This is a genomic window from Leifsonia sp. Root4 (assembly GCF_001425085.1).
Taxonomy (GTDB): domain Bacteria; phylum Actinomycetota; class Actinomycetes; order Actinomycetales; family Microbacteriaceae; genus Microterricola.
The window spans coordinates 868,682-883,541 of sequence record NZ_LMDN01000001.1 but is presented as its reverse complement, the minus strand read 5'-3'; the positions used below and the strand labels follow the sequence as shown (position 1 = coordinate 883,541).

Here is a 14,860-nt window from a genome sequence, read left to right as displayed (position 1 = left end):
TCAAACTGTGCCGGGTCGGCCCTGCGGGGCCGGCCCGGCGCTCCCGCAACTCAGAAGGAACGCTCCATGAAGACCATCGTGTTGGATGACGACCCCACCGGAACGCAATCGGCGACCGGCGTCACCGTGCTTCTCGAGGTGGACGCCGATCAGTTGACCGACGCCCTCGGCGCCGCCGACAGTGTCTACGTTCAGACGAACAGTCGGGCCCTCGACGAGCCGGCGGCCGTCGCACTGACCCAGCGAATCCGGGCGGCCGGTGAGGAGGCCGCTCGTCGGCTCGGCACCGAGGTGCGGTTTGTGCTCAGGGGCGATTCGACCCTGCGTGGTCACGTCTTCGCGGAGACGGCCGTCTTCCTCGACGACGCCGCCGTCATGCTCTTCGTCCCGGCCTTCCCCGAGGGTGGGCGCACGACGAAGGACGGCGTGCACTTCGTCCGCGTCGCCGGGCGCGATGTCCCCGCGGATCAGAGCGAGTATGCCGATGATCCCGTCTTTTCCTTCGATACGGGCGTTCTCGCCGACTATGTCACGCAGAAGTCCGGGAGGGCATCACATCTCGTGCCGCTGGATGCGGTGCACGACGGGCGACTGGTGCAGGTGCTGCGCGAGGCCGAGGCCGGAAGCGTTGTGCTGCCGGATGCCGTCGATGCCGCCGACATTGCGGCGATCGCCGCCGCGGTGAACGAGGCCACGGCGGTTGGTGCCCGAATCGTGGTGCGCTCCGCCGCGCCGCTCGCGGCCGAACTGGCCGGGGTGGCGAGTCGTGGCCTCCTCGATACCCCGCTCCGTGCGGAGGCCGGGCCCGTTCTGCTGGTCTGCGGTTCGCACACCGCCGGAGCGACGGCCCAACTCGCTCCCATCGTCGCGGTGTGGGGTGACCCCGCCGTCATCGAGACGGAGAAGGCGCTCGCTGCGCCGTTCGCGGCCGGCCTGGATGCAGCCACGATGGCGCGCGGCATCCTGACCCACCACGATCTCGCGATCATCACGACGGAGCGCGACCGCTCGACATCACACAACACCCTCGCCCATGGTGAGAAAGTGATGACCGCGCTCACCTCTGCGGTGCGGAACATCTTGCCCGAGGTCTCCGTGGTCGTCTCGAAGGGCGGCATCACCTCGGCGGAGGTCGCACGCACGGGCATCGGAGCGTCGTCGGCGCGCGTGCTCGGACAGGTGCTCCCTGGCGTGTCTGTCTGGGAGATGAACGCCCACGACGGCCGCCCGATCCTGTACATCGTCGTGCCAGGCAATGTGGGGGAGCCGGACACACTCACCCGCGTGCTCGAGGCCCTCGCGCTCGGCGGGTGATGCTGGGGTGACGCTTGCGCGCCGCCCCAGCGCCATCCGCGCTTCGCGTGCTACTTGACCGCTCCCATGGTCAGCCCGGTGCGGAGGAGTCGGAAGCTGGCGATGTAGACGATGAAGACCGGCACGGCCGACACGACCGCGAATGCCATCATCGACGGCCAGTCGACGCCGTACGCCCCGGCCTGTACCGCGATGAGGGCGCTCATCGGGTACTTGTCCGGTGAGACCATGAACGTGATCCCGTAGAGGAACTCGCCCCACGTCACGAGGAACACGATGGCCGTCACGGTGAGAATGCCGTTGCGCGCGAGTGGAAGCGCGATGGAAAAGAAGGAGCGCAGCGTGCGCGCGCCGTCGATGCGGGCTGCCTCGTCGATCGATGGGGGGATCGACGAGAAGAACGGGCGGAGCAACAGGATCGCCCACGGCAGCAGCAGCACCGCGTCCGCCAGAATGAGCCCGACGTTGCTGTCGAGCAGGCCCCACCCCGCGAGAAGCCAGAACAACGGGATGAGCGTCGCGGTCTGCGGGATCATCTGCAACAACACGAGCGCGGCGAGGGCGATGACGATCACATGGCTGCGGCTGCGCGCCAGCGCATACGCGGCCGGCGTCGCCACAGCCAGACAGAGCACCGATGTGCCGATGCTGATGATGATCGACTGGCTGAGCGAGGCCCCGAGCGCCGGATCGGCGAGGGCGTCCCTGTAGCTGTCGAGGGTCGGGATGAAGAACAGCGAGGCCTGGGAACTCAACACCTCGCCCTGGCTCTTCAGCGAGGTGAGCACGATCCAGACGAGCGGGACGGTGTAGACGATGTAGAGGACGATGCGGATGCCGAATGCGACCGGCTCGCGCTGCGTGCGTGATGACATCTCTTCAGAGCTCCTCTGTGCGGCGGGCGTCGCGCGCGTAGATGAGCGCGAGCACGACGATGACGCTCAATCCGATCAGGGCGGTGGCTGCTCCACTGCCGTAGTCGAGCTTCACGAACGCCTGTACGTAGGCGAGGTAGGGGAGTGTGGTCGAGGCGGTTCCCGGGCCGCCAGCCGTCATCACGTAGATGAAGTCGAAGCTGCGGAATGCGTAGACGACCGTGAGGATCGCCAGCACGGTGGCGGCGGAACGGGAACCGGGGATCAGTACGTGGCGGATGCGTTGCCACGGGCCCGCGCCGTCGACTTCCGCTGCCTCGAGCACCTGCTCGTCGATGTTGAGCAGGGCTGCTCGGAAGATGAGCGCGTTGAATGGAACGACCGCCCACGCATTGACGAGCGCGACCGACCACAGCGCCAGCTGCGGGTCGTAGAGGAAGCCGATGCCGCCCTCCGTCACGCCCAGCGCCCGCAGCGTTTCGTTGAATAGGCCGTTGTCTCCGAGCAGGAACTTCCAGATGGAGCCGTTCACCACGGGGGGCAGCGCCCACACGAAGACCATGAGCCCGAGCAGGAACGATGCCCCCCTCGTCGAGGATGAGACGGCGACGGCGGCGGCGAATCCGCCGACCAGGCCGATGGCCGTCACGATGACCACGAAGATGAGGGTGTTCGCGACGACGCGCGGGAATCCGGGATCGGCGAAGAGCTCGCTGAAGTTGGCGGCCCCGATGAAGCCCCAATCGCTGTTGAGCGTTGCGGAGGTCACGTCGTTCACGCTCATCACGGCGAGTTGGATGAGCGGCCAGATGGCCAGTATCAGGATGAGCGCCGCGGCGGGGAGCGCGAGCGCGAGTCGCTGGTCGCCGAGGCGTTGCCCGTGCCTGCGCCGCATCGTCCCCGCCCGGCCGTGATGGCCGGGCGGGGACGGTGCGCGATCAGGCTGGCGAGAAATGCTCGCTGGGGATGTCGAGGAGCGCATTCTGGCCAACCGCCCGTCAGCCTTCCAAGAGCGGGAGCAACTGCGCGATCAGGTCGTCGGCCAGTTGCTCGGGAGTGCCGTCGCCTGCGACGGCGCGGCTCCAGTAGTCACCGACCAGGCTCTCGACCTCATTGACGTTTTTGGACGGCACCTCTGGGCTGGGCGATGGGCGCCCCTGCGTCTGCACGATGTCGGCGAAGACGCTCAGGATGGGGTCGTCTCCGATCTTCGAGGATGCGGCGGCATCCGCGCGTGCAGGGATCGATCCGAAGGTGTCGAGCAGGATGAGCTCACCATCGACGGAGAAGAAGGTGTCCTCGAGGAACTCACGTGCCAGCTCCGGGTTCTTGGAGAATGCGCCGACGTTCTGCACCTCGCCTCCGAGCAGCACGCCTCCGTCGCTCGAGAGTGGCAGGGGAGCCACTCCATACTCGAACGCGGCCTCCTGTGCTGCGCCGATCTGCCAGTTGCCGTTCACGGCAAACACCGAGTTGCCCGCGGCGAATTCCTGGAAGGGAACAGTCTGGTCCCACGTGGCTGCCTCGGGGGAGAGGTAGCCATTGGCAACCCAGTCCTGGAGCATCGTGTAGGTGTCTGCCATCGGGGCGGCCTGGGGATCGCCGTAGGAGAATCCGTTTGAGGTGAACCAGGGGAAGCCCTGCCACTGGCTCTCGAGACCCGGCTTGCCGGTGAGGGTCACGCCCTCCTTGCCCGCGGCGGCGGCCTTCTGCATGACGCCTTCCATCTCCTCGATGGTGGTCGGCGGCACGGCGCCCAGCTCGTCGAGCATGTCCTGGTTGTACCAGAGCCCGAGAAGGTTCACATAGCCCTGCACGCCGAAGAGCTCGCCGTCGACTCGCTGCATGACTCCCTCGGGGAACTGGTCCTTGTCGGCATAGCCATCCCACCACTCGTCCATGGGCTCGATGGCCCCGGCTTGGGCCAGCGAATAGGTTCCGGATGCGCCGAAGACGAGCACGTCGGGGCCGGTCTTGGCTCCCGCCGCGGTAACCGCCTTGGTGGTGAACTGGTCGACGGGAACGTAGGCGAATTCCACCGTCACGTCGGGGTGCTCTGCCTCGAAGCCTTTCGCCATCTCCTTGAGGCCATCGACCTGCCCGTCGGTGTTGTAGTAGTGCCACACGGTCAGGGTGGTCGCGCCCGAGTCGGCGCTCACTGAGGAACACCCGGTCAGAGCGAATGCTCCGATTGTTCCGATTGCAGCTAGGCCAGCGGCCAGCCGGCGACGTTTTTGCTTCATTGCGTGTTTCGCCTCTCTGTGATGAATGTCCGGATCGAGGTAGCGCATTTCATCGATGAAATGCTTCGGCTTCAGTGATCCCGAATGACATCCTGCCGCCCGAAAGGCTTTTCGTCAACCGTAAATTCTGGAATTCGTCAAATTCGCGTCAGCCTTGACAATGCCGAGTCCCACTGCGTACATTCGCAGTGTATTTCATCGATGAAATGGAGAATTTTGTGGGCGCACCGCAACCGACATCCCCAGTGGGTGCCTCTCGAGCCGTGGTCTCGGTCGGCGAGCCGATCGGAGTAGCCGATCCCCGCTTGTTCGGATCCTTCGTCGAACACCTCGGACGTGGGGTGTACGGCGGCATCTTCGAACCGGGCCATCCCCGCGCAACCGTCGAGGGCTTCCGCGGCGACGTGCTCGAGCTCGTCCGCGAGCTCGGCGTGAGCGTCGTGCGCTACCCGGGCGGCAACTTCGTCTCCGGCTACAACTGGCGCGACGGGATCGGGCCGAGCACCGACAGGCCGCGCCGCCTCGACCTCGCGTGGAAGTCGATCGAGACCAACGAGTTCGGCACAGACGAGTTCGCGGCCTGGTGCCGGGCGGCGGAAGTTGAGCCGATGCTCGCCGTCAACTTGGGGCTCGGCGACGTTCGCTCTGCACTTGAGCTGCTCGAGTACACGAACTATTCGTCCGGCACCGCGCTGTCGGACGAACGCCGCAGCAACGGCGCGGCCGACCCGCACGATGTGAGGCTCTGGTGCCTCGGCAACGAGTTGGACGGGCCGTGGCAACTCGGGCACCGATCGGCGGAGGAGTACGCCGAACTGGCGGCGGCCAGCGCGTCCGCAATGCGAATGTTCGACCAAGACCTGGAGCTTGTGGTCGTCGGCAGCTCGAACGCCGACATGGAGACCTTCGGGAGCTGGGAGGCGACCGTGCTCTCTCGCACCATCGATCTCGTCGACTTCATCTCCTGCCACATCTACTTCTACAACGATGGTGACCTGCCCGCCTTCCTGGGATCCGCCGCGGCGCTCGACCGATTCCTGGAGGGGGTCGCGTCGACCATCCGTCACGTGCAGACCGTCACGCGCAGCTCGCGCGACATCCGGATCAGCCTGGACGAGTGGAACGTCTGGAACTATCGCGCATACGACGCTCTCAAGCCGGGGCGCAGCTTCGAGCAGGCGCCGCGACTGCTCGAAGAGGAGTACACGCTCGCCGACGCCGTCGTGGTCGGAACTCTGCTCCAGAGCATCATCAGCCACGCGGATGTCGTCGCGATCGCCGCGCTCGCCCAGCTCGTGAACGTGATCGGCGCGATCAGGGCCGAACCGAACGGCGAGGCGTGGCGTCAGAGCATCTTCTACCCGTTCGCGGCCGTCGCGCGGAGCGCTGGGCACACCGTGCACCAGACGGCCGTGCGATCGGGTTCACCCGAATCGGACGCACGGGTAACCGTCACCCGCAGCGCTGACGGTGAATCCGTTCACGTGCACGTGGCGCACCTCGCGCTCGATCGCCCCGTCGACGTCGAGATCGATCTGGCGGAGTTCTGGCCGGAGCGGGTGGCGCACGCCGAACTGCTGTGGCACCCGGACCCGTACGCGAGCAACACCCAGGAGGACCCGGTCACAGTGGCGCCGAGCACCCTGGAAACGAGCCTGCGCGGCGGGCGGCTGAGCGTCACTCTGCCTCCTCTATCATGGGCGAGTATGCGTGTTGCATGCAGAGTGAGCGGGTAGATCAAGTGGCCAACAAGGCGACGAGCGTGACCATGGCCGACGTCGGCCGGCTCGCCGGCGTGACCGCGCGCACGGTGTCCAATGTGCTCTCGGACAGCCCCTCGGTCAGGCCTGAGACGCGAGAACGCGTGCTCCGCGCGGTCGAGACTCTCGGCTACCGCATGAACACCTCGGCCCGCAGTCTGAAGACGGGCCGCACGGGAACGATCACGCTCGCCATCCCCGACCTCGGCATTGAGTACTTCAGCGACCTCGCCCGCCGCATCATCGTGGAGTCCGAGCGATACGACTGGGCGGTTGTCATCGAACAGACCGGGGCACGCCGAGAGGCCGAGATCGCGATCCTCTCCGGGGTGCGCCGGCAGCACTCCGATGGGCTCATCTTCCAACCACACGCCCTCGGCCCGGGAGACGAGCGATATCTGACGGGTGGCGATCGGCTGGTCATCCTCGGAGACCGGATTTTCAACGGGCCCGTCGACCATGTCGCGATGGCCAACACCGAGGCGGCCGCCATGGCAACGCAGTACCTCATCGACCGCGGCCGCACCCGGATAGCCGCAATCGGGTCGAACCCCCGCGTGAACACGGTGAGCGCCGCCTCGCTGCGATTGGAGGGGTACCGTCAGGCAATGCGGGCAGCAGGGCTGCCGACGCCGGACGAGCGGATCGTCGTCGCCGAGGAGTGGCACCTTCGAGACGGCGCGGCAGCGATGGCGCACCTGCTCAACCTTGACGAACGCCCCGATGCGGTCTTCTGCTTCAACGACACGCTCGCGATCGGCGCACTCCACACAATCGCCATCAACGGCCTGCGCGTTCCCGAGGACATCGCCGTGATCGGATTCGACAACACGCCGACCTCGCAGTACTGCTCGCCCCCGTTGACAACGATCGAGCCGGGAACCGACCAGATTGCAAAACACGCGGTGAACATGCTCTGGGCGCGCGTGAACGGTCGGGAGGACCCTCCGCGCGAGATCATCGCTGACTGCTCGCTCGTGGTGCGCCGCTCGGTCTGATCGATCGCCCCGTTGGCTCCCTCGCTTGTGGCGTATGCAGCACAGTTGCGCGAGACGCGGCGGCCGTCACGGCCGCGCGTCGGGTGCCGCGTGGGGCTCGGCACGCTGCGCCGACGGCCCGCGAGAGGCGCGGCGCCATGGCAAGGTCAGGAGCAGCCCGATGAGCAGCAGGATCCCACCGCCGACCACGGCGTACCACGGCGTGGCCGCGGGAATCTCGAGGTAGACCGTGAGGCCCAGGATGCGTGAGAGCCCCCACGGCAGCAGCGACATCTCGTCGTTCCACACGGTCAGCGCCTGCTCGAGCCCGACCACAGCGAGGAAGCCGCCCAGCGCCGCGAGCACCAGGCCGGCCGCGGCGAGTATGACCCCGGTCGCCCGTCGTGCACCGATCTGGATGCCGAGAGACCAGCCCGCCGCGACGAGGACCCAGAGGAACAGGGCGAACGCCACGGTGATGTAGGCGGTGCGGGCGAGTGGATCGGTCCAGAACTCGAACCAGTAGTGGCCCGGGCCGCGCACCGCGAGCACGGCGAGCAGCAGGAGCGTGCGCAGGAGCACGGCCCCACCCACGGCAGCGATGACCGCCCACGGGGAGCGGCGCCGCAGCGCGAGCGCAATGGCCGCGGCGAAGATGAGCCAGGCAGCGGTGGTGAACAAGAGGTGCGACGGCGACAGGAACCAGGTGTAGATTCCGCGGCTCGCGACCAGCAACACGGCCGGCACCACAACGAGGAGCGCCCGGGAGCCGGTCCCGAGCCCGGCGACGGCGTCCGCGGCACGCCAGGGCCGCGTCCCGGCGAGCCACAGGGCCCGCGCGGCTCCGGCTCCCGGCCACGCCGCGAAGCGGGGCCGGCGCGCCAGGACGCCCAGTGCGAGCCAGAGCACGAGCAGCACGCCAACGACGCGCGCCAGCCACGCCATCGGCAGGTCGAGGGCCGCCCTGGTCTCGCCGATGCGAGCCGCCGTGAGGTTGAAGGCCGGCAGCTCAATCGACTCGCCGTATCGGGCTTCGTGCTCAGCGGCGAAACCGTCGAACGCCGTGCGTGCAGCGGCCCACTGCTCCTTGGCCGTGCTCGACCCGGTGTCGAGCCATTGGCTGTGGCGCAGCACCATGGTGCGATAGGAGCCGAGCGTCTCGAACAGATTCACCTGGTAGTCGAGGGCGGCAACGAATTGCTCGCGCAGCGCCTGGTCTTTCCATGTCGCCGGGTCGGATGCCGCGACGAGATCGCGCATCGATTCGGCGGTCCGCACGGCCTCGGCGCCCCCCGCGATCGCCGTCTCGAGCTCGGACTTGCTCACGTGGTAGATCACGGAGAGCACCGCGCTGTCTCCGGTGAGGATGTCCCATTCGAAGATCCACATCATGGGCGGCGGCTCGAGTCCGAGCGCCTCGACCCGCTGGGAGGCGAATGGTCCGATGTAGAGCCCGCCGGTCACGGCATCCCTCGACTCGGACATGGCGGTGGCGATCGCCTCCACGGTGGCCGGATCATCGGAGAACCACTCATGGATCCAGTCGGCCGTGAGCGCAGCCGGGTCCAGCGATGGATCGCGGGCGAGCCGCACGGCGAGTTCGGTGTTCAACTCGTAGAGCTGCCAGAAGCCGGCCTTGAGCTCAAGTGTGAGGGGTCCGGCACGCCACGGTCCGCCATCCTGGGTCCAGGTCCAGATCCCCTCGACGTTCGGATTGCTGGCGATGAAGTGGGCCAGCGCCGTCTGGTAGAGCGATCCGAGATCGTTGGGCAGGGCGCCGAATGCCTCGAACTCGCGCCGACTCTGGAACTCGACGATGCGCCGCTGACTGCCCGTCTCGAGCGTCGTGTTCAGCGGGAGGTAGCTGTAGAAGTCGCCGAGGGAGTACTTCGTCGACACGACGAGCGCGGGTGAGTCGATGCCGTCGAGCACCTGCGCGTAGGATTCCGGGTTCGTGTGCATGTCGCCGACCGCTCCGACGCCGACGCTCCACGAGCGGAAGATCACCTCACGTCCGGACTCCTCGGCCTGATCGCTGAAGGTCGTGAGCATGGCGCGCACCGCGTCCACCGAGGTCACGGCCAGCTCGGAGTAGTAGTCCCAACCGGGCAGGTCGTAGACCCGACCGGCCTCGCCGATACGGATGACGACGCCGTCGACGACGGGCAGAGCGGCGTAGAGCTCATCGAGTCCGGCGCGGTAGACGTCCCAGAACCTCGGGTCCTCGGTGGCGAGCCCGCCGAAGGTCTCATCGAAGTACTGCGCGAGCGGCGTGCTGAGCGCGAGCATGTCGGTGCGCAGGTAGACCTTCATGCCGAGCTCGTCCGCGTACTCGAGCAGCGGGCCGAATGCCTCCTGCATGGCGAGAGCGCGGGCCCGGTGCGGATCATCGGCGCCGTAGATCTCGGTGCCGTCTCCGACCGCGTCGAAGGTGAGGTACTCGATGAAGCCAGGCACCGCGATCGCGTTGTAGCCGAGGGCGAGCGAGTGGCGGACGTACTCCTCGAATTCGCTTGTCGCGATGGCCAGCTCGGCTGTGTCGATGTACGGGGCGTCCGCGAGCATCACGTCTTTGAAGGCGTTGGAGTTGTGCGAGTAGTCGGTGCCGTCAGCGTAGGCCGCGGCATCCGGCTTCACCCCGACTGCTCCGAGGTCGACCATGCGGAACGGCAGCGCCGAGTCGACGGTCTGGCCGAGATTCTCTGTGACGGAGCGCCCGGCCCGCACCGCGGACGCCAGGTCATAGACGCCGAGCACGGCGCCGGCGCGGGTGGGGGCGGTGATGGTGATCGCCTCCGCGCTGCCGGAGACCGCATAGCTCTGCTCCGACTCCGGTTCGAAGGCATCGAATCTCACGGTGAGCGTCGCGGTCCCCGCCGTCGCGCCCGCATCGGCAACGGCCTCGCGCAGCTCGTCGAGAGCCGTGTTCGTGCGCAGATCGTCTGGCGCATCAATGCCGGTGAAACGGGGTGGCAACACGGCGGCCAGCGTTGGGGCGACCGCGAGTTCCTCAACAGGGATTCCGACCGACGGCTCACTCTGCAGGCCCAGCGCATCCGAGACCTGCACCGCCACGCCGGCGCCGAGTGCGAGAAGCGCCGCCGCGGCACCAAGGAGCGTCAGTCTCTGCCTCATCGCACGTTTCACTGGGCCAGACTAGTGCGCGCCGAGCCGAGAACTGGGCAGGCCACGGCCGAGTGAGTAGCCTGAGAGATGTGGCAATTGCGGAGAAGTCCAAACAGCCCGCGGTGAAACGGTGGGTCTTCTGGCCCGCGGCGGTGATCGTGGCGCTCTTCGTGAGCTTCGCGCTGCTTGCCCCGGCGGCTGCAGAAGCCATGTTCGGCGCGATCCAGTCCAGCATCGTCAATACCTTCAGCTGGTACTACGTGCTGATCGCCGCGTTCTTCGTGGTGTTCTGTCTCTTCCTCGGATTCAGCCGTTTCGGCGACATACGGCTCGGGAAAGACAGCGAGGAACCCGAGTTCTCGCTGATGTCGTGGTTCTCGCTGCTCTTCGCCGCGGGAATGGGCATCGGCCTCGTCTTCTACGGTGTGAGCGAGCCGCTCAGCCACTACGCGGACCCACGACCCGGCGTCGCCGGCACCCCGGCGCAGCTGGCCCAGCAGGCGCTCACCCAGACCTATCTGCACTGGGGCATTCACGCCTGGTCGATCTACGTCGTCGTCGGCCTGGCGCTGGCCTACGCGATCCACCGGCGCAGGCGTCCACTCTCGATGCGCTGGGCGCTCGAGCCGCTGCTCGGTCGACGTGTCCGCGGCGGCTGGGGCAACGCGATCGACACCGTCGCTCTCGTCGGCACGCTGTTCGGTGTGGCCACCTCGCTCGGCCTCGGCGTGCTGCAGATCAGCGCGGGCCTCGGCGCCGCCGGATTCGGCGAGCCGACCGAGCTCATGCAGCTGCTGATCATCGGCGTCATCTCCGTGTTCGTGCTGTGGTCGGTGCTCTCCGGTGTGACCAGGGGCATGAAGTGGCTCTCGACCGCGAACCTCGTGCTGGCCGGGCTGCTCGTCGTCTACCTGCTGGTGATGGGCCCGACGACGTTCCTCCTGCGCGAATTCGTGCAGTCCATCGGCTCGTACATCCAGAACTTCATCAGCCTGTCCTTCAACGTGAGCGCGTTCACCGGCGAGGAGGGCGAGGCGTGGCAGGCGCAGTGGACCTCGTTCTACTGGGGATGGTGGATCTCGTGGGCGCCATTCGTCGGCGTCTTCATCGCCCGCGTCTCGAAGGGTCGCACGGTGCGGCAGTTCGTCACCGGAGTGATCATCGTTCCGACGCTCATCGGCATCCTCTGGTTCAGCGTTCTGGGCGGCACCGCCATTGCCATGGAGCTCGCCAACCCCGGCACCCTCGTCGGTGAAGACGGAACCGTCGAGCTGCAAGGAGCCCTCTTTGCCATGCTCGCCCAGATTCCTGGCAGCCAAGTGCTCACGATCGGTGTCATCATCCTGATCGGTGTGTTCTTCATCACCTCGGCCGACTCCGGCGCTCTGGTGATGGGGATGCTCGCATCCGGCGGACAGATCCACCCCGCACGATGGGTGCGAGTCTTCTTCACTGTCATCACGGCGCTGCTGGCCGCGGCGCTGCTGCTCTCTGGCGGGCTCGTCGCGCTGCAAACGGCCGCGATCATCATCGCCCTGCCGTTCAGCGTCGTGATGCTGCTGATCTGTTGGTCCACCGTGATTGCCTTCAGCAGGGAGCGCAGAGCATACGAGCTTGCGCGGCGGGCGCAGTTCGTCGACGACATCGGCGACTTCTATGGTCTGGATGCCGACGACGGCGGCGGCGAGGAGTCCGCACCGCCCCGGCCGGCACTCTGGCCGTGGCCGCTCCGACGGCGGCCGGTGGAGGAGCCGGTCATCGTCGTCACCACGGCGAGCGCGCTGCCGAACCCCGAACCGTCGACGGCTGCCATCGACACCCTCATGGAGGCCGAGCAGCGGGCCATCGATGATGCCGCGGCCGACGACATCGAGGCGGCGATGCTCAACCTGGGGCAGGGCGGCGATGAGCCGGACGCCGAAGGTGCCGACGACGCTGGCAGAGCCGAGATTGAGCCGGACGAACCGAGCGCGCGTTAGAAGCCGGGCGGTCGCGGTAGCTTCCCATCAGCTCTCATCGGCAGCCCGCGAATGGCCACATCACGTGGTTGCGTGCCGCGGCAACGGCCGCGCCATCTGGCATCATCGCCATATGCCTGCAGAGTCCCTCGCTTCAGCCCACTCAGGACTCGCTGCCATCCACGACGTGGTCCCCACACGCAACGCGGGCGGCTTGCATCCGCGTGCGTCGCGGGGGACAGAGAATAATTGACGATGTATCGCAATACTTCACGGGTGCCGCTGCTTGTCATTGCCGCGCTCATCCTGGTGCTCGCGACTATCGGCCAGATCTCTCGTGATTCAGCAAGGGGGCTTTCACTGGCTGAGCGGATCACGCTTCCGTTCCTCGGACTCAGCCTGGGTTTCCTTCTCTTCGTTGTCGTTATTCGGTTCATTAGTCGACAAGGAAGAAAGAGGATTCGGAAGCTACGGCGTGCGATGCCAGATGCCGTCCTCTACACGACGGTGAACACGCAGGATTTGCGCGATGCCCTCCAGTGCACAGCCGATGGCGCTCTGCCTGGCATCGACATTTCTCCACACCCGACGTTGCAGATTGGTGTTGATGGGCTCTCACTCTGGGGCGACGACCGGTCGACTGGCGAGCCCGGTCGCATATGGTCAGTTTCGTGGGGCGAAGTCGGCGATGTCGAAGACGGTGAGTTCAACGACCATGGCATTCGGCACCGTGCGCTGCATCTGGCCATCGGCGACTCGGCCGAAGTCCCTTTCGTGTTGGTCAGGGAAGATCTAGGCGGATTCGCGGTCGGGCGAAAGACGATTGAGGAGGTCAAAGGGCTTCTACGTTCCCACGCGTCGCGACCATCCGGCAATAGCGGCCCCCCACACCCTGATCCGACTTCATGAGACATCGGGAGCCGCCGCTCTAGTGCGTCGGAGCCCGCTTCGGCAGGGTGAAGACGAAGAGGAACGCGACGATGCTGAGGCCGGCGCTCACCGCGAGGGCGGATGCCGCACTGCTCGCGAACGCGTCCGCAATCGCCTCCGGCGTGTTCGCCGTCACGTTCAGCGTGCCGAAGAGCACGCTGCCCACGACGGCGATGCCGATGGCCGCGCCGACGCGCTGCATGACACTGATCACGCCACTCGCCGCGCCCGCCTCCGAGCGGTCGACGGTGGCGACGATGAATTGGGCGTTGGGGGCGATGAAGCAGCCATTGCCGACACCGGCGATGAACAGGGGCACCAGCAGCAGCCAGCTGTTGAGCTCGGCGGCCGGTGTGAGCAGCAGCACCAGCCACACCCAGACGAGACCGATACTCACCAGCGCGGTGCCCATCACCAGAACGGTGCGGCCCAACAACCGCGACAGTCGGTCGCTCTGGGCCGCGCCGATGATGCTGCCGATCGCGAAGGGCAGCGAGACGAGGCCAGCCTCGAGTGCCGTGTGGCCGAGCCCCGCCTGCCAGAGCAGCGAGATCGTGAAGAAGATGCCGGTGAACGAGGCGAAGTAGACCAGCGCGAGGATCACGCCGCCGCTGAACGCCGGGTGGGAGAACAGGCGCGGCGGCACGAGCGGCGAGCGGCCGAGTCGGGCCAGGCGCAGCTCCCAGAGCGCGAACAGCAGGATGAGCACGGCCCCGGCTGCGAGCGTGAGGTACGTCCACAGTGGCCAGCCGAGATCCTGCCCCTCGATCAACGGGACGAGGATGGCGATGAGTCCGGCCGAGAGCAGCAGCAGTCCGACCGGATCGGTCGCGGTCCTGACCCGGGGCCCGCCTCTGGCTGGCAGCAGGATGGCCGCCGCGATCAACGCGATGACGCCGATCGGCAGGTTCACCCAGAACACGACGCGCCAGCCGTTGACGTCTCCGAACGCCTCGATGATGAGGCCGCCGAGGATGGGGCCGATCGCGGTGGAGACCCCGATCGTCGCCCCCATGATCGCGAACGCCTTGCCGCGGGCGCTCAACGGGAACATCAGCTGGATCAACGCCGTGACAGCCGGAACGAAGACGCCGCCCGCGAGGCCCTGGGCCACACGGGCGATCACGAGCTGCAGGTCATTCGTGGCGAGCCCGCAAAACAGGCTCGCGACCGTGAACAGGGCAAGACCGGTGAAGAACACCCACTTGTGGCCGATGCGGTCGCCGACGCGGCCGGCCGGGATGAGCGCGAGGCCGAAGGCGAGTGCGTAACCGGAGATGATCCACGACAGCGTCGCCTCTGAGGCGTCCAGACTGGTGCGGATCGTGGGCAGCGCGACGTTGACGATGGTGGTGTCAAGCAGCGCCATGAACATGCCGAGCAGCAGCACGATGAGCGCAGACCATGCTCGCCTGGGTACCGCGGATACCGGTGCAGCAGCCGTGGCAGGCACGGAGGGTGCGTCGAACGGCAACCCGGAGGGTGTGGGCTCTGGCATGATCCGTGATCCTTCCGAACGGGGTGCGACAGGACCGTTCCAGTATCAACCCGGTGGGGTGCCCCGGCCAGAGCGGAGTTCGACCGGGGCGTTGTCAAGCCCTTCTCACTGCCTCGACTGCCGCGTATCCTCCGAGCTGGGTACCGATTTCGGGGTCCGTGCTGAGAGTTGAGGTGGAG

General features: G+C 66.9%; 10 protein-coding genes. 5 read left to right on the top strand and 5 right to left on the bottom strand.

What is annotated here, in order from left to right:
* The first annotated feature begins 66 nt into the window (after window positions 1-66).
* A complete protein-coding gene (locus ASC66_RS04095; RefSeq protein WP_055834973.1) occupies window positions 67-1,314 on the top strand; it encodes a four-carbon acid sugar kinase family protein in 1,248 nt (415 codons plus the stop codon).
* Window positions 1,315-1,364: 50 nt separating this feature from the next.
* Here ASC66_RS04095 and ASC66_RS04090 read toward each other — a convergent pair whose 3' ends face one another.
* The 3 genes from ASC66_RS04090 to ASC66_RS04080 all read right to left on the bottom strand — a co-directional run bounded on the left by ASC66_RS04090 (window position 1,365) and on the right by ASC66_RS04080 (window position 4,348).
* Window positions 1,365-2,189: a carbohydrate ABC transporter permease gene (locus ASC66_RS04090; RefSeq protein ID WP_055834970.1), complete on the bottom strand. Its 825-nt coding sequence runs from the start codon at window positions 2,187-2,189 to the stop codon at window positions 1,365-1,367.
* Window positions 2,190-2,193: 4 nt separating this feature from the next.
* On the bottom strand, window positions 2,194-3,084 hold the full coding sequence (locus ASC66_RS04085; protein ID WP_055834966.1) for a carbohydrate ABC transporter permease: 891 nt from the start codon (window positions 3,082-3,084) through the stop codon (window positions 2,194-2,196).
* A gap of 103 nt (window positions 3,085-3,187) precedes the next feature.
* Complete coding sequence (locus ASC66_RS04080; protein WP_055834964.1) at window positions 3,188-4,348, bottom strand: sugar ABC transporter substrate-binding protein; 1,161 nt, start codon at window positions 4,346-4,348, stop codon at window positions 3,188-3,190.
* Between the two features lie 329 nt (window positions 4,349-4,677).
* Between ASC66_RS04080 and ASC66_RS04075 the strand changes: the two genes are divergently transcribed.
* A complete protein-coding gene (locus ASC66_RS04075) occupies window positions 4,678-6,168 on the top strand; it encodes an alpha-N-arabinofuranosidase (protein WP_235496669.1) in 1,491 nt (496 codons plus the stop codon).
* 32 nt (window positions 6,169-6,200) lie between these two features.
* Window positions 6,201-7,190, top strand: a complete 990-nt coding sequence (locus ASC66_RS04070) for a LacI family DNA-binding transcriptional regulator (protein WP_235496726.1) — start codon at window positions 6,201-6,203, stop codon at window positions 7,188-7,190.
* Window positions 7,191-7,256: 66 nt separating this feature from the next.
* On the opposite strand, the gene ASC66_RS04065 is transcribed toward ASC66_RS04070, so the two are convergent.
* Complete coding sequence (locus ASC66_RS04065; RefSeq protein WP_162243468.1) at window positions 7,257-10,304, bottom strand: hypothetical protein; 3,048 nt, start codon at window positions 10,302-10,304, stop codon at window positions 7,257-7,259.
* Window positions 10,305-10,384: 80 nt separating this feature from the next.
* Between ASC66_RS04065 and ASC66_RS04060 the strand changes: the two genes are divergently transcribed.
* Both ASC66_RS04060 and ASC66_RS18010 read left to right on the top strand, forming a co-directional pair.
* On the top strand, window positions 10,385-12,274 hold the full coding sequence (locus ASC66_RS04060) for a BCCT family transporter (protein ID WP_200944692.1): 1,890 nt from the start codon (window positions 10,385-10,387) through the stop codon (window positions 12,272-12,274).
* A gap of 234 nt (window positions 12,275-12,508) precedes the next feature.
* A complete protein-coding gene (locus tag ASC66_RS18010) occupies window positions 12,509-13,162 on the top strand; it encodes a hypothetical protein (RefSeq protein WP_157509624.1) in 654 nt (217 codons plus the stop codon).
* A gap of 19 nt (window positions 13,163-13,181) precedes the next feature.
* Here ASC66_RS18010 and ASC66_RS04055 read toward each other — a convergent pair whose 3' ends face one another.
* Window positions 13,182-14,681 carry a DHA2 family efflux MFS transporter permease subunit gene (locus ASC66_RS04055; RefSeq protein WP_055834955.1) on the bottom strand — a complete coding sequence of 500 codons (1,500 nt, stop codon included), beginning with the start codon at window positions 14,679-14,681 and terminating at the stop codon, window positions 13,182-13,184.
* Window positions 14,682-14,860: the final 179 nt, after the last annotated feature.